This window comes from Parabacteroides sp. (assembly GCF_977054455.1).
In genome coordinates this window covers 49,801-68,098 of record NZ_CDRTCT010000017.1, presented here as the reverse complement: position 1 = coordinate 68,098, position 18,298 = coordinate 49,801, and the positions used below count along the sequence as shown (strand labels likewise).

Annotated in this window: 16 protein-coding genes; 11 read left to right on the top strand and 5 right to left on the bottom strand. The window is 46.9% G+C overall.

The features are described from left to right. Positions 1 to 48: 48 nt before the first annotated feature. Positions 49 to 3,675: a glycosyl hydrolase 2 galactose-binding domain-containing protein gene (locus tag ACW6QF_RS10150; RefSeq protein ID WP_456087724.1), complete on the top strand. Its 3,627-nt coding sequence runs from the start codon at positions 49 to 51 to the stop codon at positions 3,673 to 3,675. A 172-nt stretch (positions 3,676 to 3,847) separates the two neighbouring features. Here ACW6QF_RS10150 and ACW6QF_RS10145 read toward each other — a convergent pair whose 3' ends face one another. Together ACW6QF_RS10145 and ACW6QF_RS10140 are read right to left on the bottom strand one after the other, a co-directional pair. Next, the gene (locus ACW6QF_RS10145) at positions 3,848 to 4,543 is read right to left on the bottom strand and encodes a response regulator transcription factor (protein ID WP_298553983.1); all 696 of its coding nucleotides are present in this window, start codon (positions 4,541 to 4,543) and stop codon (positions 3,848 to 3,850) included. After that, positions 4,540 to 5,748 carry a sensor histidine kinase gene (locus ACW6QF_RS10140; RefSeq protein ID WP_456087723.1) on the bottom strand — a complete coding sequence of 403 codons (1,209 nt, stop codon included), beginning with the start codon at positions 5,746 to 5,748 and terminating at the stop codon, positions 4,540 to 4,542. Before ACW6QF_RS10140 ends, ACW6QF_RS10145 begins: the two co-directional genes overlap by 4 nt. 151 nt (positions 5,749 to 5,899) lie before the next feature. On the opposite strand from ACW6QF_RS10140, the gene ACW6QF_RS10135 reads away from it, so the two are divergent. The 7 genes from ACW6QF_RS10135 to ACW6QF_RS10105 all read left to right on the top strand — a co-directional run bounded on the left by ACW6QF_RS10135 (position 5,900) and on the right by ACW6QF_RS10105 (position 12,558). Continuing rightward, positions 5,900 to 6,499, top strand: coding sequence for a DUF3267 domain-containing protein (locus ACW6QF_RS10135; RefSeq protein ID WP_298553988.1), 600 nt, complete (start codon positions 5,900 to 5,902; stop codon positions 6,497 to 6,499). 274 nt (positions 6,500 to 6,773) lie between these two features. Continuing rightward, entirely contained in the window at positions 6,774 to 8,198 is a 1,425-nt protein-coding gene (locus ACW6QF_RS10130) for a sensor histidine kinase (RefSeq protein ID WP_298553991.1), read from the top strand. Between the two features lie 6 nt (positions 8,199 to 8,204). Then, the gene (locus tag ACW6QF_RS10125; protein WP_298553994.1) at positions 8,205 to 8,888 is read left to right on the top strand and encodes a response regulator transcription factor; all 684 of its coding nucleotides are present in this window, start codon (positions 8,205 to 8,207) and stop codon (positions 8,886 to 8,888) included. A 53-nt stretch (positions 8,889 to 8,941) separates the two neighbouring features. Then, positions 8,942 to 9,547 (top strand): DUF4254 domain-containing protein, encoded by a 606-nt coding sequence (locus tag ACW6QF_RS10120; protein WP_456087722.1) that lies wholly within the window; start codon positions 8,942 to 8,944, stop codon positions 9,545 to 9,547. Further along, positions 9,547 to 10,575: a glycosyltransferase family 9 protein gene (locus ACW6QF_RS10115; protein ID WP_456087721.1), complete on the top strand. Its 1,029-nt coding sequence runs from the start codon at positions 9,547 to 9,549 to the stop codon at positions 10,573 to 10,575. Before ACW6QF_RS10120 ends, ACW6QF_RS10115 begins: the two co-directional genes overlap by 1 nt. Positions 10,576 to 10,664: 89 nt before the next feature. Then, positions 10,665 to 11,654 carry a galactofuranosyltransferase gene (locus tag ACW6QF_RS10110; protein ID WP_456087720.1) on the top strand — a complete coding sequence of 330 codons (990 nt, stop codon included), beginning with the start codon at positions 10,665 to 10,667 and terminating at the stop codon, positions 11,652 to 11,654. Then, the gene (locus tag ACW6QF_RS10105) at positions 11,638 to 12,558 is read left to right on the top strand and encodes a lipopolysaccharide kinase InaA family protein (RefSeq protein ID WP_456087719.1); all 921 of its coding nucleotides are present in this window, start codon (positions 11,638 to 11,640) and stop codon (positions 12,556 to 12,558) included. Before ACW6QF_RS10110 ends, ACW6QF_RS10105 begins: the two co-directional genes overlap by 17 nt. Here ACW6QF_RS10105 and ACW6QF_RS10100 read toward each other — a convergent pair. Beyond that, a complete protein-coding gene (locus tag ACW6QF_RS10100) occupies positions 12,549 to 13,316 on the bottom strand; it encodes a glycosyltransferase family 2 protein (RefSeq protein WP_456087718.1) in 768 nt (255 codons plus the stop codon). The genes ACW6QF_RS10105 and ACW6QF_RS10100 overlap by 10 nt on opposite strands. Positions 13,317 to 13,343: 27 nt before the next feature. Beyond that, the gene (locus ACW6QF_RS10095; protein ID WP_456087717.1) at positions 13,344 to 14,114 is read right to left on the bottom strand and encodes a DUF5672 family protein; all 771 of its coding nucleotides are present in this window, start codon (positions 14,112 to 14,114) and stop codon (positions 13,344 to 13,346) included. Between the two features lie 102 nt (positions 14,115 to 14,216). Between ACW6QF_RS10095 and ACW6QF_RS10090 the strand changes: the two genes are divergently transcribed. Beyond that, positions 14,217 to 15,506 (top strand): nucleotide sugar dehydrogenase, encoded by a 1,290-nt coding sequence (locus tag ACW6QF_RS10090; RefSeq protein WP_456087716.1) that lies wholly within the window; start codon positions 14,217 to 14,219, stop codon positions 15,504 to 15,506. A 25-nt stretch (positions 15,507 to 15,531) separates the two neighbouring features. Here ACW6QF_RS10090 and ACW6QF_RS10085 read toward each other — a convergent pair whose 3' ends face one another. Then, positions 15,532 to 16,167, bottom strand: a complete 636-nt coding sequence (locus ACW6QF_RS10085; RefSeq protein WP_456087758.1) for a ribonuclease H1 domain-containing protein — start codon at positions 16,165 to 16,167, stop codon at positions 15,532 to 15,534. Between the two features lie 324 nt (positions 16,168 to 16,491). Between ACW6QF_RS10085 and ACW6QF_RS10080 the strand changes: the two genes are divergently transcribed. Both ACW6QF_RS10080 and ACW6QF_RS10075 read left to right on the top strand, forming a co-directional pair. Next, positions 16,492 to 17,061, top strand: coding sequence for a shikimate kinase (locus ACW6QF_RS10080; protein ID WP_456087715.1), 570 nt, complete (start codon positions 16,492 to 16,494; stop codon positions 17,059 to 17,061). Further along, positions 17,016 to 18,215: an alanine dehydrogenase gene (locus tag ACW6QF_RS10075; RefSeq protein ID WP_456087714.1), complete on the top strand. Its 1,200-nt coding sequence runs from the start codon at positions 17,016 to 17,018 to the stop codon at positions 18,213 to 18,215. Before ACW6QF_RS10080 ends, ACW6QF_RS10075 begins: the two co-directional genes overlap by 46 nt. Positions 18,216 to 18,298: the final 83 nt, after the last annotated feature.

Genomic DNA, 18,298 nt, shown 5'->3' with positions numbered 1-18,298 from the left:
GGGGTTAAGTAGTCAAAAAGCACAAAATAATAAAGCAAACTTTCATAAATGAAGACTTTGGATAAACAGAAAAAGAACGTCCTTACCCTTTGCGGGGCGGCGATGGCATCGTTGCTTCTTTGGGGATGCGGCGGAACAAACCCTACGGCCGAATCATTCGAACGGTCTGATTATTATACGCGTGGTATCGGACAGTATCCGGGCGACCCGAAGGAGGATTTTTCACCTTCTCTGGCTCCGGATCCTTCCACTTACCGGAATATTGCCCGGTTGCGATCGGCTTTTGCCTCCTCCAGCCATGACTATAACTTAGTGGCACAGTTGGCGACGGACGGCATCGTGACGGACAAGCAGCCGCAGTACCTGAACCTCTCGACTCCCGATGGAGACGTTCCGAGACGCGAACGCGAATGGATGATCGACGAAGGGCCGTATTCACGGAATACTTTTCCCGGCGAAGATACCTATTTCCGGTTTACGCTGGCAAACTATAGCAAAGCGGCCGGTAAACTGTCGCTGGTAGGGACGGTCGTGTATGACGATAACGTGTCGAAAGGCGGTTACGAGATCATCTGCCAGGGTTCCAATGACGGAAAGAACTGGACGGAAATCGGCAAACTGAGCGGTAGCGGCCTGCCCGGTCAGGCGCTCTCCGGACGGGTGGTGGTGACCGACCCGAACAAACAGACGGGAGAAACAACCATGCCGGTCCGCAAACTGAATGAAACGATCACTTTCAATTCCGAAGATGCCTACTCCGATTATCGCGTGCTGCTGAAGATGGCAGGCGCACACGATTGGGTGTTTACGGAAGCTAATTTCATGGATAAGGACGGTGGTTTAGTGGAAATGAAACCCTCCCAGTTCTTCAACAGTGCCTGGATGAGTGCTACTACGGGTGAAGAATGGTTGTATGTGGACCTCGGCAGCATGTCGGAGTTCGATAAGGTCGTGTTGCACTGGATCAACAAAGCCGTTAAAGGGAAAGTGCAGGTGTCGGATGATGCCGTGCAGTGGAAAGATGCGGCCGAGCTGCCGGGTGGTGACGGCCTGAAAGATGAAATCGTTTTGAACGGCAAACAGAATGCCCGCTATGTGCGCATCCTGATGCAACAGCCGGCGAACGACAGCCGTTACATCCTGAGCGAAGTGGAAGTAATGGGGAAAGGCGGACTGGTGGCTCAGCCTGTGGCTGCTCCTGCCGCTTCGAAGGGAGAGATTATCTTGTCTGGCGGCAACTGGGAGTTGCAGCGTGCTTCTGAAGTGACCGCTTCGGGTGAAGAGATCTCGACTCCGGGGTTCAAGCCGGAGAACTGGATCGTGGCGACAGTGCCTGGAACAGTCCTGAGCAGTTATAAGAACATCGGGGCAATCGCCGATCCGAACTATGCGGACAACCAGTTGCAGGTGTCCGAATCGTTCTTCTGGTCGAACTTCTGGTATCGCGACGAGTTTGAAGTGCCGGAAGGATTCAAGCAGGACCGACTGTTCCTGAACTTCGACGGGATCAACTGGAAAGCGAATGTCTATCTGAACGGAAAGAAATTAGGCCGTATCGAAGGCGCCTTTATGCGAGGCAAGTTCGATGTGACGGATCTTGTCGTTCTGGGCAAGAACGTGGTGGCTGTAGAGATCATCCGGAATAACCATATCGGGGCGATCAAGGAAAAGAACAAACAGAGCACGGACTTCAACGGCGGAATCTTAGGGGCTGATAACCCGACCTTCCACGCAACGATCGGTTGGGACTGGATTCCGACGGTTCGCGGCCGTAATATCGGTATCTGGAACGATGTCTTCCTGACCTCAACCGGGAAGGTGACGGTGGCCGATCCGCTTGTTACGTCTGTCTTGCCGTTGCCCGATACGACTTCCGCTACGTTGACTGCCGAGGTGATCGTGAAGAACCACGATGCCAATACGGTGAACGGTACGTTGGAAGGCAAAGTAGGAGATATCACATTCCAGCAACCTGTTTCCCTGGCGGCGGGAGAAGAGAAGACGGTCGTTTTCGATGTCAAGGACTTCCCGCAACTGAAGATGGAGAACCCGCGCTTGTGGTGGCCTAAAGGTTACGGCGCGCCGAACCTCTACGATGCCAACTTCACCTTTAAAGTGGATGATAAGGTTTCGGATGCGAAAGACTTCAAAGTCGGTATCCGCCAGATGACATTCAATGAGGATAATCATATCCTGAGCCTCTTTATCAATGGCCGTCGCTTTATCGGACGGGGCGGTAACTGGGGCTTCGGTGAATCGAATTTGAACTATCGCGGCCGCGAATATGATATTGCCGTGGCTTACCATGCCGATATGAACTTTACGATGATGCGTAACTGGGTCGGCATGATCGGCGACGAGGAGCTTTATGAGGCTTGCGACCGCCACGGTATCATGATCTGGCAGGACTTCTGGCTGGCCAACCCGGCCGACGGACCTGATCCGTATTATCCGGAAATGTTTATCGCCAATGCGGAAGATTATGTGAAACGGATTCGCAGCCATGCGTCTATCGGAATCTATTGCGGACGTAACGAAGGATTCCCGCCCGAACAGATCGACAAGGCATTGCGCCGTATCATCTCGGAAGACCATCCGGATATCCATTATATCTCCAGCTCGGCCGATGATGTGGTGAGCGGCCACGGCCCGTACCGTATGCTTCCGGCAAAAGAATATTTCACGCTGAAGACCGGCAACGACAAGTTCCATAGCGAACGAGGCATGCCGAACGTCATGACCTACGAAAGCATGCTCCGCACTTTCTCGCCGAAAGGAATCTGGCCGCAGGATAACGAATGGGGCATGCACGACTATACCCGCGAAGGGGCGCAGGGCTGCACCTCTTTCAACGAGATCATCGCGAAAGGGTATGGCGAACCGCAGAGTGCGAAAGAGTTTGCCGAACTGGCACAGTGGGTGAACTACGACGGCCACCGCAGCCTGTTCGAGTCCAGAAGCCAGAACCGCAAAGGTCTGCTGATGTGGATGAGCCATTCCTGCTGGCCTTCAATGGTATGGCAGACGTATGATTATTATTTCGAGCCGACTGCCGCCTATTTTGCTATCAAGAAGGCTTCCGAGCCGTTGCATATCCAGTGGAATCCGGCAACGGACGAGGTGGAAGTGGTCAACTACAGCGCCGGTACGCATAAGGGCCTGACGGCAAAAGTACAGATCCTGAATATGGATGGATCCGTAGCCTGGGAAAAGGAAACGATTGTCGACAGCAATGAAGATACGACCGACAAGTGTATCAAGCTGGAATTCCCGGAGAACTTGTCGAAGGTCCATTTCATCAAGATGACGCTGACCGAAGATGGCAAAGTCATCTCCGACAACTTCTACCACCGCAGCCTGGAAGAGAACAACTACCAGGATTTGCAGCAGTTGCCGAAAGTCGCTTTGGAATCTACTACTACAGTGGATAAGAATGCAGACGGAACCTGGAGCGCCGTGTCCGTTATCGAAAACAAGACTTCTGCTCCGGCCTTGATGATCCGCCTGAATGTCGTTGGCGGTAAAGACGGCCAGCAGATTCTGCCGGTATTCTATTCCGACAACTACTTCTCTTTGCTTCCGGGCGAGAAGAAGGAAGTCCGTATGAGCTGGAAAGACGAAGATACCAGAGGAAATGAGGGAAAGGTGGTTATTTCCGGATATAATGTAAAATAACAGATTACAAACAGATCAGTGCTATCCCTTCTGATATGGGGCGTCATATCTTCCCTGATATGCCCCCTCATATCCGAGGTGATAGCACTTGTCATATCCGGGGGGATGATACCCGTCATATCCCCTCTGATATGACCCTGCCATAGAAAAAATGTTAAAAGGGTGAGCCTTGTCAGGCCGTAGTAATCATAAGACCGATCCCTTTTACCGTTTTAATACTGACGGCTTCATCCATGGAAATCAACTTACGCAACTTGGTGACGAATACATCCAGGCTACGGGAAGCAAAGTAATCGCCTTCCGTGTTCCAGAACTTGTCGAGGATCACTTCCCGGCGGATCACTTCTCCCGGCTTGCGGAACAGAAGTTCCAGAATCCCCGCTTCACGTGGGGTAAGCAGCTGGGCGCTGCCGGAAATATGACGCAGTCTTGCCTGCGCTGGCTCTAAGGTGTAACCGCCTACGGTAAAAGTCTGTTGAGTGTTTTTTTCTGTTATTCCCTGTGTCATGCGGAGCAAAGCACGGACGTGCGCATCCAGTTCTTCGGGCAGGAACGGTTTCTTGACATAATTGTTGACTCCTAATTCGTAACCTTTCACGACGTCTTTGGGAGATACGCGGGCGGAAGAGAAGAGGATCGGAATCTCACGGTCTGTCTCCCGGATGCGGCGTACCATTTCGTAACCGTCCATGACCGGCATTTCGATGTCCGCAACGATCACATCCGGTTTATCCTGCCGGTATGCTTCCAAGCCTTCTTGCCCGTTGTTGGCGATAGTCACTTCGTAATCGCCGATCATATCTTCCAAAGCAGCCTGAATCATATAACTCAGGTTTGCATCGTCTTCTACTAATAATAATCTGATCATACTGTTATTTCGTTTTCTGTTGGTAAAGGCAATGAGATTGTGAACTCGCTGTATTTTCCTTCCTTGCTCTCGACGCTGACATAACCGCCGTGCGAGCGGGCGGCGTTCATCACATAGTTCAGCCCCAGTCCGAACCCGGTAACACCGTTTGCCGCACTGCGACGGCTGGCGGAGGCGCGTTCGAACTTGTCAAAGATATGGTTTTGTTCGGAAAGTGAGATGCCGATTCCGTTATCCCTTACCTTGATTTGTATGAATTTATTGTACGTGCAGGAAGCGATTTGTATTTCGACTGTCTCTTTCGAGTATTTGATGGCATTGTCTATCAGGTTGCTGACAGCTTCTTTCAGATACTCTTCGTCTGCAAATATCTCTTCCTTTTCCAGGTTCAACTTAAACGTCACAGGTTTGTTTGTTTTGGCGGAAAACATCCGGGTCAGTTCTTCTATCATCGGGCGGATGGGAATCCAGTCTTTTTCTAACAGGAGTTGTCCGTGCTCCAACTTGGAAATGGTCAGCACTTTGTTGGCCAATGCCATCAGGTGCTCTGCTTCCTCTTCTAATATATCGAAGAATTTATCTTTTTTATCCGGCATTTTATCCAGTTTCCCGCTCCGGAGGATGCGAGTACCCGTCAGGATGGTACTGAGCGGGTTTTTCATATCGTGGATCATGGCATAGGAGAAGTCTTCCCGCATTCGGGCGATCTCGTCCTGCCGCTTGATGATATCGGTCTGTTTCTGGATTCCGATCAGCAGGATGACCAATGCGATGGCTGTTCCGAAAAAGTAATATAGCAGCCTGCCGATGGAGCCTGCGCGTGGATTGATGATATGAGCCCGGATGCCTTGCGTGTCGTCGATCGGATATGCAAATGTATGACGCTCGTTGAGCAGTTGTTCGTAGTCGGAGAAGTACCGGATGTCCTTTCTTAGAACTGTTTTCGGGTCGCTGAGGGAAACCGTGTCTATGCGGAACATCAGTTTATTGAGGTCTTTCTTGTTGAGTTCCTCTCTGAACAGGGCCGGAAATACGTTTGTCTGGTCTGCATCATACCGTTCCGTTGCATGGCAAAAAGCTTCATATACCTGCCGTGCCAGCAGATCTTTTGTCAGGGAATAGCTTCTCCCGATCCATTGCCCCATCAGGAAAAGGACGATAAAAACGGCTACTGCCGTCAAAATGATATAGAATGATTTCGTCATAGCTTCTTAAATTATGCCGGCAAATATAGGCATTCCATTATATCCTGCATCTTCTATTTCCTATCTTAACCTAAAGATAACGTTGGGATAACCTTCCGTCTCATTCGTTACCCATATCTTTGCAGTGTAGAAATCGAAAAACAAATACGATATGGAAACAAAAGAAAGAAATGTAGGAGAATATGCACGTCCAGAAGGGGTGGAGGTGAAAGTTAGTACCGGGCGGATAACGGGAATCATTTTTTTGTCAATGTTTATTCTCGTGATTGTGAGTGCTTTATTATATAATTATATTTGGGGCGAAGTTTCAAGCTACCGCTCGGAGTATGAATTGGGGCATGCCGTAAGGTTTGAAGCATTCACTTTAAGGGGGGGAATGAATATGATTCTTTGCCTTTTAGGATATATATTACTTCAATATATAGCGTTATATTGTTTTTCCGGAAGAGATTTCCGGGCGTTACGTTGGAATATGGATTGGAAATCGTGGGGTTTTCTTCTGACAAAGCCTCTGGCTTTGAAATACTATCGTATAGCTTTGCTATTGCCATTCTTTGTATTGGGATTATTTCCGATGATACATGGCTTTTGTACAGGAAATAGTATGATCTACTTTATTGGCATATATTGTGTTTTGTGTAGCAGTGGCGATTGTTACTATTTCTGGAAGCTCCGCTCTTTTAATGACAATGATAAGATTATAGACGGCAATGAATCTTTTAGCGCTACCATTATCAAAGGAACTTATTAAACATATTATAGTATGGAATCAAAATTACACCGACTGATTACGCGTTATTGCGCGGACAAGAGATATCGGAATTGCATAAATATTCTATTATGCTTAGTCTCACTGGCAATGATCTATCGTTTAGGCTATGTTGTAGGCAAGTTTATCTATTACGTGAAACTTGATTTCTTTTCCTGATTATTACTAAAATATTACGCAGCCCCAAAAAGATCCGTTTTCGTACGGAACTTATCGGGCTGCTCTTTACCTTTGCCGGAAAGAATACCGGAAGCAGATGGAAAAGCGGATCAAACTGATTTATATATTATCGTTATTTTCGGCTTTGATGGCAATAAGCGTGCAAGCCTATTGGCTCTATAATCAGTATCGTTATGAAGTAGAGCGGTATGCCGGTGAAATTGCCGCCGATGTGTTACGTGCCGGAGACGAAGAGTTTGCCGAACGCAGGAAGATGGCGATAGGGAATGAAACTTCTTATATAATAGATCGCAGTTCGCATACTAAATCCGGATCCTCTATTGTCCGGAATGTGCAAACGCAACTTTGTTTTGATTTTAAAACGGATATCCTGATCGATTCAATAATTAAAGGTCAGGTAGATATGACAAAATTAAACCTCTCATTTGATGCTACCTTACCGGAAGACAGCATTATTCATGGCGTAGAACGAAATGTCGTTAATTACTATATCCCTTTCCGGGTGGAACGGCTGGATAGTGTGCTCCGGGCACGTTTGCCGCAATACGATTTCCGGGTTGCTTTTTTGCCGGAAGGAGATACGTTGAGCCGTTTCAATTCCTGGGAGATTTTGCCGGAACATCTGTTTCCGCCTTGCCTGGGAGTCAAATACCGGTATGCCCCGTTGGATCGGAAAGGGGTGATGATAGAAGTCGGTTTTCCGGTAAACCCTCTCCTGAAGCGGATGGTGGGGCAACTGGCCTTAAGCCTGTTCCTGATCTTGTTGCTGCTTTCCTGCCTGGGGTTGCAAATCGATACGATACTTAAACAGCATAAGCTCGGCGAACTGCGTGAAAGCTTTGTCCATACGATGATCCACGAATTGAGACGTCCGGTGCAAACCTTGAAAATGTGTGTTTCCTTCTTGGACGACAAGCAGATGCGCACGGATGAGGTTGCCTGCGACGGCGTCGTTCAGGACGCCCTGTTCGAACTGGATAACCTTTCCGCTTATCTGGGAAAACTGAAAAATATGGTGAGCGCCGACGGTAGTGCGACGTTGCTGCATCCCGTCCCGTTCAATTTACAGGAATTGGTTGAGAAGGTGATCCGTCTGGTTCATATCCCATCCGGGAAACAGGTCGCTTTTTCTACAGCTTTCCCGCCTGATCTTCCACAGGTTACGGCTGATCCGGTGCATATTGCCAATATCCTGAGTAACCTGATAGAGAATGCGATCAAATATTCCGGCCCCGAAGTCAATATCCGCGTGGTCGTGATCCGGAATGACAGGCTGATAGAACTGACCGTAACTGATAATGGCGTTGGCATTTCTGCCGACGAACAGACGAAAGTATTCGAGAAATTCTATCGTTCCGCCCATTTGCCGGATAAGCAAATTCCCGGCCTGGGACTGGGATTGAGTTATGTGCGACAAATAGCCGAAGCCCATCACGGGCAAGTCTCGCTTCGCAGTGAAGTGGGAAAGGGAACGGAAGTGACAGTTGGATTACCGATATAAAACGATATGGCGACACCTTTGAAAATACTTTTTGCTGACGACGACCTGAAATATTCCCTTCTTCTGAAACGTTTCCTGGAGAAAGAAGGCTACGACGTGACTTATACCGGAAACGGGACGATGGCCCTTGAACAGTTTCCGGCTGTTAAGCCCGATCTTGTCCTTTTGGATATCAATATGCCGGGGTTGAACGGTTTTGAAGTGGCTGAAAAGATACGGGAAACCGACCGCCATGTCCTGATCTTTTTCCTCTCCGACCGTTCGGACAAAACCGACCGCCTGAAAGGTTTCAGCCTCAAGGGGAATGACTATCTTGCCAAACCCTTCTATCCGGAAGAACTGTTAGCACGAATCCGGGAACGTTTCGAAGCCGATCCCGAAGTGGCTGTCGAAGAGGAAATCTATCATTTTGCCAATACCGTCTTCGACTATTCCACAAATGAAATCCGTACGGGCAACAGCAAGACGCTGATCACCTCCCGTCAGGCTGAAATTCTTCGCATCCTCGCCCGTAATCCGAATGTCGCGATCGACCGCGAGATCATCCTTTCCGCCGTATGGGGAAATGCCTCTTACGCCAACTCCTTGGCATTAAACGTGCAGATCACCTACCTCCGCAAAGCCTTGCATAACGACCCCTCGACAGGCATCGTTTCCCTGACAAAAAAAGGCTATATGCTGAAAGGATAAAAAAACTTGCTATCTTTGTACAATAGAAGTATTGACAAAGAAAAATAAAGCGTATGAGTTTCAGTGAAAAGTGTTGCCGGGTATTTGAACAGGCTACGGAAGCATATCATATTACCGATCATATAGACACTATGGTTCATAATCCTTATGAGGTAAAAAGCATAGAGTTTTATCTGTATTTGAAAAACTGGATTGATGCTGTTCAGTGGCATATGGAAGATATTATTCGCAATCCGTCAATTGACCCGGCTGAAGCTTTAATGATTAAAAGGCGCATCGATAAATCCAATCAGGATCGTACGGATTTGGTTGAATTGATTGACAGTTTCTTTTTAGATCAGTATAAAAAAGTGAAGGTCTTGCCAAATGCGACGATCAACACAGAGAGTCCGGCATGGGCGGTGGATCGTCTGTCTATCTTGATCCTGAAGATTTATCATATGCAGCAGGAAGTTGATCGTCCGGATACAACTCCTGAACATAATGGTAAATGCAAAGAGAAGCTACGTGTGCTTTTGGAGCAAAAAATGGATTTATGCACGGCATTGGATCAGTTATTGACAGATATCGGAGCCGGACGTAAATATATGAAAGTGTACAAGCAAATGAAGATGTATAATGATCCGGCCTTGAACCCAGTATTGTACGGTAAAAAATAATGACAAAGGTATTAGTAATACGGCTCTCGGCTATAGGCGATGTCGCTATGACAGTGCCTGTCATTTATTCTGCGGCCAAAGCTAATCCGGAAGATTCCTTTACTGTTCTGACCCAAGCTTTTCTGATGCCGTTGTTTATGAATCGCCCGTCTAATGTAGAGGTGATCGGTATTAATACAAAAGGAGCTGAAAAAGGGCTTGTCGGACTGTTGAAGTTTACTTCGGCATTGGTGAAGTATGATTTTGATATTATCTTAGATTTGCACAATGTGCTCCGTTCGATAATTATTTGTACTTTTTTCAGATTGAACGGTAGACGTGTGTTTGTGCTGGATAAAGCGCGGAAAGAGCGTAAACAACTGACTGCAATCAAAAACAAAAAACTTCATCCTCTTCGTCCGGTTATAGCCCGTTATGCTGATGTGTTCCGAGCTGCCGGGTTGAACTATACGGAATCATTTACATCCCTTTACGAAAAAACTCCTGCCGACTTATCAGGAATGGAATCCATTGCCGGAATTAAAAAAGGTAAATGGATCGGCGTTGCACCATTCGCTAAGCACCGGGGTAAAATTTATCCGGTAGACGATATGGAACAAGTCGTTGCCCGTTTGTCGGAATGTGAAGATTATACGGTTTTCTTGTTCGGAGGGCGAGGATATGAAGAGGCAGTCCTTGAACAATGGGAGTTTCAATATCCACGTGTTAAAAGTGTTGTAGGCAAATATGCTTTGGATAATGAGTTGGCATTAATCAGCCAATTGGATGTGCTATTGTGTATGGATTCAGCCAATATGCATTTTGCCTCTTTGGTAGGTACGCGGGTGATTTCGATTTGGGGAGCGACGCATCCGTATGCCGGTTTTTATGGTTATCATCAAGACTCCGGTGATGTTATTCAGGAAAATTTACCCTGCCGTCCTTGTTCCGTATTCGGGCAAAAACCATGTTTGCGTGGTGATTGGGCGTGCATGACGCAAATAACACCGGAGAGGATTGTTGAAAAGGTAAAGGCATCAATAAAATAGAAAGAGAAAACTACGATATCATGAGGGTCTGTTATTTCTCAAAATGTTATAAAGAGCTATATAGCGCGGGCAGTAAGGCAAAGACTGATATGGAACAGATAATGTGCGATCTGGGATATCGGAATATCGGGCTGCCTTGTATCGTTTGCTCGAATAAGATACTTGGCTTTGTCATAACTTTGCTCAGTATGATTAAAGTTTGTTTTAATTTGAGGTCGGGTGATATTTTGGTTATACAATATCCTTTGAAAAAATATTATACGCTATTATGTAATATAGCACATTATCGAGGAGCTAAAGTTATAACCTTGATTCACGATTTAGGCTCTTTCCGGCGGAAAAGATTGACAGTCCTTCAAGAAATCGATCGTCTGCAGCATTCTGATTATTTAATAACATTAAATGGTTCGATGTCTGCTTGGTTACAAGCTAAGGGATGTGAAGTTCCGAAAGGGGAGTTGAAGATTTGGGATTATTTGTCTCCAGCTATCGTCTTAAACAAAATAGAACCAGCTACTGACTATACAGTTGTTTATGCAGGCGCGTTAGGATATGATAAAAATCGTTTTTTATATGAGTTGGATCGTTTACCTCGTCAATGGCACTTGAGTGTATATGGTAAAGGGTTCGAAACTGATAAGATTTTCAATAAAGAATATTTCTCATATAACGGCTTTTTGCCGGCAGATCAATTGATCTCTTCGGTACAGGGTGATTTTGGTCTGGTTTGGGATGGAGATTCTTATGCGACATGTGTTGGTAACTATGGCGAATATCTGCAATACAATAATCCTCATAAAGTCTCTTTGTATGTCCGTTGTCATCTGCCGCTTATTATTTGGGAGAAGGCTGCATTGGCTCCTTTTATAAAAGAGCGGGGAATCGGTATTTGCATAAATTCTCTGGAAGAACTGGATGGAAAACTGGCAAAATTGGCTGCGGATGATTATCTTAAGATGAAATCTCGGGTGATTGAGATGAGTAACTTGTTGTCTGTAGGATATTTTTTTACTAAAGCCTTGGATGAGGCTGTTAAGTTTCTGACAAAATCGGATGTGGCAGATGAAGGTCGTAATTAATCCTAAATATAGTTTTCTCACTGATTTTATTTATCATCTTCCTGAATGTTTTTTCAAGGAAGGCGAGACTATATACCAAGGGCGTAATATCCTTAAAAGATACGATATACAAGGATATCGTCTGATAGTAAAGAGATTTAAACGTCCTTATATAATAAATCAGATTGTGTATTCTTTTTTTCGTAAGTCGAAAGCACGACGCTCTTTTGACTATTCGCTTGAAGTTCAAAAACGTGGAATTGGAGTCGCAGATCCTACAGCATATATCGAAATAAAGCACGGAGGTTTGCTTACCGATAGTTATTATATATCCTTATATATGGAAGGGATGGAAGAACTTCGTGAATATATGGCTGTGTATAGGGCAGAAGACCGAGAACTTAGATTAGCTTTTGCACGTTTTACGGCACAATTGCATAAAGCGGAAATATTGCATGTGGATTATTCCCCAGGCAATATCCTTGTAAGGAAACAGGCTGGTTCATATGTGTTTGCATTGGTGGATGTCAATCGGATGAAATTTAAGAATGTTTCAGTTGTTGACGCTTGTAAGAATTTAGCCCGTTTGGCAACATCCCGTAAAGTTTTGGATGAAGTGGCTTGTGAATATGCTTCACAGCGAGGATGGAATAGTTTGGAAATAATTCGTTTGATGGGAGAATATAGCGATCGTTTTTTCAGGAATTACACATTTCGCCTTGGCAATAAAGCCTGGCGAAGAAATGGGGGAAACTGTTTTGCCCTTCCTTCTTTTTTCTATAAAGCATATGATCTGTTAAGTTGTTGTAAATTACTTTCAGAAACGACACGTAATGCCTACCGTCATAAACGGATTCGGGTTTATGATGATTATCTGCGTCAGTTTGATTTTCGGAAAGTATTTCCTGAAAGTGTTCAAGACTGAGTTTTAGTATCCAATTTTGATTTGGAACTCCATTCCGTGATATGTGTGCAATGGTTAATGTAGTATTGTTCTTCTTCAGACAGATTTGAAGAGTCGCTATACCAAGGCAAATGTTCTGCTTGGTAGGGATACGCCGTTCGGTAAGCTTCGACTGAACGGCTTCTGCTCAATCCGACACGAGGACGATAAAGGGCGAAAGTTGTATCTATCGGTGCTCTGTATAGACCTTCTTTTGGTGGTTGGACATAATATCGTTTTTCCAAATTGATAACCTCTTCTTTGTGCACATAAAAATCAGGAATATTGTCTATTCGTAGAGAAAAACCGATCTTGCGGGCGAATGGATGTTTTTTTAATTCTTTAAAAAAATAGTCGATGAAGTCTTTAGGACAATAATCGGCAGGGATTACATCCGAATCTGTATAGATATAATAGTCATTGCAAAATCTTTTTTTTAAAGGTGATTTCCAAAGAGCTTTAAAGCCTAAGTTTTGATTGAGATGGAATACTGTGAATGGACAGGTCTTGTAATATTCCAGCAAAGGAGGATAAGTGGATGCATTATCCAGAATGTAAATATTGGTATATCCACACGTAGTCAATGCCTCTGTCAACTGCCGTAAGGTGGTGAGCCGGTTAAAATTATTGATGATGATAGGAATCTCTTTGGCATCTCTGATTAGGGATGGGGTTATTATTTCTCGAAGGAAATAATAGTAAGAGCCGATATTGCATGTTAATGTTTTGAATATACTCATATGATTTTAATGAATAGGTTGTTTATATTATTGGAATGGAATAAAATCAATCCAGAATTTTCTCATATTAGGCTTGTACCAAGAATGGCAGCCGAAAGGTAATTGCCGGTTGTTTAATTGATAGCAATAACCTGGATATTTGTCAAATGAAAAGCGAATCGCATCTTTTACTTTGGGATATGTGAATCCGTTTGCTTCCGTTGCCCAAAAAACGTCTTCATTGTAAAGATGATATCGCTTTTGTGCCAGATAGTGGTCGATTCGTTCCTTTTGTTCACAAGTCACCCGATAATGACTGGCTACTTTTCTCAGAGATAGGCCACCGTTACCGATTTTGCCGTACAGATCCTGTTTGGAAGGCGTTCCTTTGAATTTATGGTAAGAATGTATCAAATGCATGATTCCGGAAATAACGGGTAGTTTATAGACTGGGCGTTGCAACCAGGGGGCGCCAATATAGTCGTATCCTTTATTACACCATTCTCTCAATTCATCACGAAATACATAAGCGTCCAACTGATAGATCAGGATATAGGTACAATCTAAAAAGCTTTCATAGAATTCTTTAGCCAGCATAAGCCGGTTATAACCACTGATCCCATTGAAATAAGAATTCTTAAATGACTTGAATGAGAGTAATGGAAATTCGTTTGCAAGTTCCGACAAGTCCAAAGAGTCTGGTTTTATGACTACTAAGGGGTATGTTTGTAACACCTTGTAGGCTTGTAATAATGATCGCCTTTCCAGATTGGATAGCGTTGCTTTATAAATAGGTATGACAACTTTTACTATATCCACAGTCGCTTTTTGATAAATTATGAATGTTCTGTGAAAGGGCAAAGATAGAATATTTATTGGTTTTAATTACCTTTGTGACTGAAATAAGAAGTTCTGCATTAAATGGAAAATATCAAACTTGCCATTATCGGCCTCGGGTACGTCGGTTTGCCGTTGGCGCGGTTGTTTGCGACGCGTTATCCGGTGGTCGGGTATGATGTGAAGCGGGAGCGGGTGGCTGCCTTGATGGAAGGGCGGGACGCGACGCAGGAGGTATCGGGCGAATTGTTGAAGTCCGTGCTGCTGTCCCGGTTGCCGGAAGAAGGCGAGACGGGGTTGTTCTGTACGTCCGATGCGGAACAGCTCCGCGGGTGCAATTATTATATTGTGGCGGTTCCTACGCCGGTCGACTTGCATCATAGTCCTGACCTGACGCCCTTGTATTCGGCGAGTGAGACGGTGGGAAAGGTCTTGGGCAGAGGCGATATCGTGATCTATGAATCGACCGTCTGTCCCGGCATAACGGAAGACGAATGTGTCCCTATCTTAGAGAGAACGTCCGGTTTGGTTTTCAACTGCGATTTCTTTGCCGGATATTCGCCGGAGCGTATTAATCCGGGAGACAAGGAGCATACGGTAGAGAAGATCATGAAAGTGACATCCGGCTCCACGCCCGAAGCTGCTGAGAAGGTCGATGCCCTGTATCGGTCGGTCATCCAGGCCGGAACCTTCCCGGTTTCCAGTATCAAAGTGGCGGAGGCTGCCAAAGTGATCGAGAACTCCCAGCGCGATATCAACATCGCTTTTATGAACGAACTGTCGAAGATCTTCCATCTGATCGGTATCGATACGAACGAAGTGCTGGCGGCAGCCGGGACGAAATGGAACTTCCTGCCTTTCAAGCCCGGCCTGGTCGGAGGACATTGCATAGGAGTCGATCCTTACTACCTGATCCGCAAGGCGCAGGATTACGGTTTCCATCCGGGATTGATCCTGTACGGACGCCGTATCAACGATACGATGGGCGAATACATCGCCGGTCGCGTCGTGAAGTGCATGATCAAGAAAGATGTTCCGGTACGGAATGCCGAAGCGTTGGTTTTGGGCTTTACCTTCAAGGAAAACTGCCCCGACGTGCGCAACTCCAAGGTCGGCGATGTCGTCCGCTACCTCGGTGATTACGGTATCAACGTGACGATCTATGATCCCTGGGCGCGTCCGGAAGACGTACGGCGCGAATATGGTTTGGAAGTCCTGTCCGCCCTGCCGGAAAAGAAGTTCGACGTTGTCGTCTTGGCGGTCGCCCATGCCGATTTCCTGTCACTGGACATTCCGGCGCTGGCGAAGGAGCACAGTGTGGTATATGATGTGAAAGGTTGCCTTGATCCGGCTTGGGTAGACGACCGGTTATAAGGGATAGAATACTTTCCTGCCCAATTTATTTCCGTCCGAAATCCGCCGGGATCTCTCCCCATTCCGAAGTTTCCCATTTCAGGATAGAGGTCGTGTAGGTGTTGGTATTGAGCCACTTCTCCGCCCGTTCGATCAGGTCGAAGACCGGCTCGTTCTCCGGCACGCGCTCCAAGAGTGTCTTGCATTTCTTCTTTTTTACCCAGCCGATGGCGTTCCGGCTGTCCGAGTAGATCGGCAGGCTGCTTCCTTTCTGCTTCAGCAGGGCGAGTCCGTGCACCAAAGCCAGGAATTCGCCGATGTTGTTCGTCCCTTTCTTTAACGGCCCGATCCGGAAGATCTCTTGCATGGTGGGCGGATAAACGCCCCGGTATTCCATGTCTCCCGGATTCCCGCTACAAGCAGCGTCTACGCAAAGGCTTTCCCAGATCGGTTTCCCGACCGGAGCTTTCGGTGCCAGGCTCGCAGCCGCTCTGGCGGAAGAAACGGTTTTCAGATAATGCTCGTATCCTTTCTCGAAAGCTTTTGCCGCCTCCTCTTCGGTTTCGAACGACTTGTATTTCGCCCCGTCCTGCTTGTCCACCTGCGCCTTGCATTCGCTCCAGTTGTCATATACGCCCGGAGTGATGCCTTTCCATACTACATAATATTTGTTTCTTGCCATTGCTCTCTGTTTAAATAAGTCTTTGTCCGACTTCTTCTTCCCTTGTAGGAAATCGATCTTCTCCTTCGGGAAAATGCTTCCGGCTTGCCGGATAAGTTCGTTTTTCCCCGCATCTAATCGCTTGTCGACAATTGTCAGCAAACCTGTCGACAGTTGTCAGCAGACTTGTCGACAATCATCGGCAGGCCTGCCGACAATTGTCGACAGGCAAATCGTTGGGCACGTAATCGAAGAAGCATGCGGTCAAAGATAAAAATTTATCCGGCACAAAACAGGACTTCTTAACGGAAAAAGTTTACATTTGCAGGAAACAATCATATAGATATGAAGCGTATATTTCTGATTGGATATATGGGAGCCGGAAAAACCACTGTGGGAAAGGTGCTGTCCCGGCAGTTGGGACTCTCGTTTATCGATCTGGACCATTATATAGAAGGCCGTTACCATAGGACCGTCGGCCAGCTTTTTGCCGAGAGAGGGGAAGATGCGTTCCGGGATATCGAACGGAGGATGCTCCGCGAAGTCGCTACTTTTGAAGATGTCCTGGTCTCGACCGGAGGCGGCGCTCCCTGTTTTTTCGATAACATGGAGTTCATGAACGAAGCCGGACAGACCGTTTACCTCAAGGTTTCGGTAGACGAACTGGCGAAGCGCCTGGAACTCTGCAAATCCACCCGCCCGGTGTTGAAAGGCCGTACAGGCGACGAACTGAAAGCCTTCGTCGCCGAAAGCCTGGAGAAAAGGGAGCCTTTCTATTCGAAGGCGGCGATTGTGTTCAAGGCGGAAGAGATGATGACCGATCAGGATGTACATGAAATATCACAAGAACTGGCAACACGATTAAGTTTATGGACAGACAAGGGCAGGGAGCTTATATCCCCCAGGAGTTATTGAAAGAACTCAGCAAGGTGAGCAATCGCCTGCTGATAGGTATTCCCTGTGAACGGGTGGAAGGAGAGCGCCGTCTGGCTCTGACTCCCGAAGCGGTCGACATGCTGACCGACCGCGGGCATCGCGTCTTGGTGGAAGCCGGTGCGGGCCTGGGGATCAATTACTCCGATAACCATTATTCGGAAGCGGGAGCCGAGATCGTGGCGACGGCGGCCGAAGTGTATCAGGCGGACATCATCCTGAAGATCCTGCCGCCGCTTACCGCCGAGGTGATGATGATGAAGCCGCGCACCACGCTGTTTTCGACCGTCCAGTTCAATACCTTCTCGCATGAAGCCTTCGAGCTGATGATGGCTAAACGGATTACGGCCGTCGCATACGAGTTGCTGGCGGATGAAAGGCAACGCTGTCCGGTGCTGAACGTGATCTCCGAGATCGAAGGAACCGCTTCCATCACGATCGCTTCCGAGCTGCTGAGCAATACGCAAGGCGGGAAAGGCATCTTGTTGGGAGGTATTCCGGGCGTTTCACCGACCGAGGTCGTGATCATCGGGGCCGGTAATGCCGGAACCGTCGCCACCCGTGCCGCTATGGCGCTGGGCGCTTCCGTGAAAGTGTTCGACGACGATATAAACAAGCTCCGGACCATCCAGCAGGTGTTGGGGCAAGGCTTGTTCACTTCCACTTTCCATCCGAATGTGCTGCAAAACGCTTTCCGCAGCGCCGACGTGGTGATCGGGGCGATGCGTTATATCAATACGCGTCACCGGTATATCATCGCCGAAGATATGATCCGTACCATGAAGCGCGGCGCACTGGTCATCGATCTCAGGATCAACCAGGGAGGTTGCTTCGAGACGACCTGTTGCCTCTGTCCGTCCGATCCGGCTGTTTTCGAACAGTACGGCGTGTTGCATTATTGCCGGCAGAACATCAGCAACCGTGTGGCGCGTACCACTTCGATGGCCTTGAGCAACATTTTCGTCCCGATGCTTTTCCAGCTGGGCGACGCCGGTGCCGTGCAGGGGATGATCAAGAGCGATCCGGGATTCAAGAACGGAGTCTACATGTACTGCGGGAAGCCCGTTAACAACTACGTTTCCAATAGATTCGGTCTATCGTCGAATAATATCGATCTATACCTTTCTGCGTTTTAACCCTTAAAAGTTTTGAACTCGCGAAGTTTATTCTTTACTTTGCGACGATCTTAAATATCAATAAGCGATTAAGCTAATATAAG

What these genes read in the sequence shown, in the direction of transcription:
- ACW6QF_RS10140 (WP_456087723.1), bottom strand. Translation starts at nt 5,748, where the DNA reads ATGACGAAATCATTCTATATCATTTTGACGGCAGTAGCCGTTTTTATC.
- ACW6QF_RS10075 (WP_456087714.1), top strand. Translation starts at nt 17,016, where the DNA reads ATGGACAGACAAGGGCAGGGAGCTTATATCCCCCAGGAGTTATTGAAA.
- ACW6QF_RS10105 (WP_456087719.1), top strand. Translation starts at nt 11,638, where the DNA reads ATGAAGGTCGTAATTAATCCTAAATATAGTTTTCTCACTGATTTTATT.
- ACW6QF_RS10120 (WP_456087722.1), top strand. Translation starts at nt 8,942, where the DNA reads ATGAGTTTCAGTGAAAAGTGTTGCCGGGTATTTGAACAGGCTACGGAA.
- ACW6QF_RS10125 (WP_298553994.1), top strand. Translation starts at nt 8,205, where the DNA reads ATGGCGACACCTTTGAAAATACTTTTTGCTGACGACGACCTGAAATAT.
- ACW6QF_RS10080 (WP_456087715.1), top strand. Translation starts at nt 16,492, where the DNA reads ATGAAGCGTATATTTCTGATTGGATATATGGGAGCCGGAAAAACCACT.
- ACW6QF_RS10145 (WP_298553983.1), bottom strand. Translation starts at nt 4,543, where the DNA reads ATGATCAGATTATTATTAGTAGAAGACGATGCAAACCTGAGTTATATG.
- ACW6QF_RS10130 (WP_298553991.1), top strand. Translation starts at nt 6,774, where the DNA reads ATGGAAAAGCGGATCAAACTGATTTATATATTATCGTTATTTTCGGCT.
- ACW6QF_RS10090 (WP_456087716.1), top strand. Translation starts at nt 14,217, where the DNA reads ATGGAAAATATCAAACTTGCCATTATCGGCCTCGGGTACGTCGGTTTG.
- ACW6QF_RS10150 (WP_456087724.1), top strand. Translation starts at nt 49, where the DNA reads ATGAAGACTTTGGATAAACAGAAAAAGAACGTCCTTACCCTTTGCGGG.
- ACW6QF_RS10085 (WP_456087758.1), bottom strand. Translation starts at nt 16,167, where the DNA reads ATGGCAAGAAACAAATATTATGTAGTATGGAAAGGCATCACTCCGGGC.
- ACW6QF_RS10110 (WP_456087720.1), top strand. Translation starts at nt 10,665, where the DNA reads ATGGAACAGATAATGTGCGATCTGGGATATCGGAATATCGGGCTGCCT.
- ACW6QF_RS10100 (WP_456087718.1), bottom strand. Translation starts at nt 13,316, where the DNA reads ATGAGTATATTCAAAACATTAACATGCAATATCGGCTCTTACTATTAT.
- ACW6QF_RS10115 (WP_456087721.1), top strand. Translation starts at nt 9,547, where the DNA reads ATGACAAAGGTATTAGTAATACGGCTCTCGGCTATAGGCGATGTCGCT.
- ACW6QF_RS10135 (WP_298553988.1), top strand. Translation starts at nt 5,900, where the DNA reads ATGGAAACAAAAGAAAGAAATGTAGGAGAATATGCACGTCCAGAAGGG.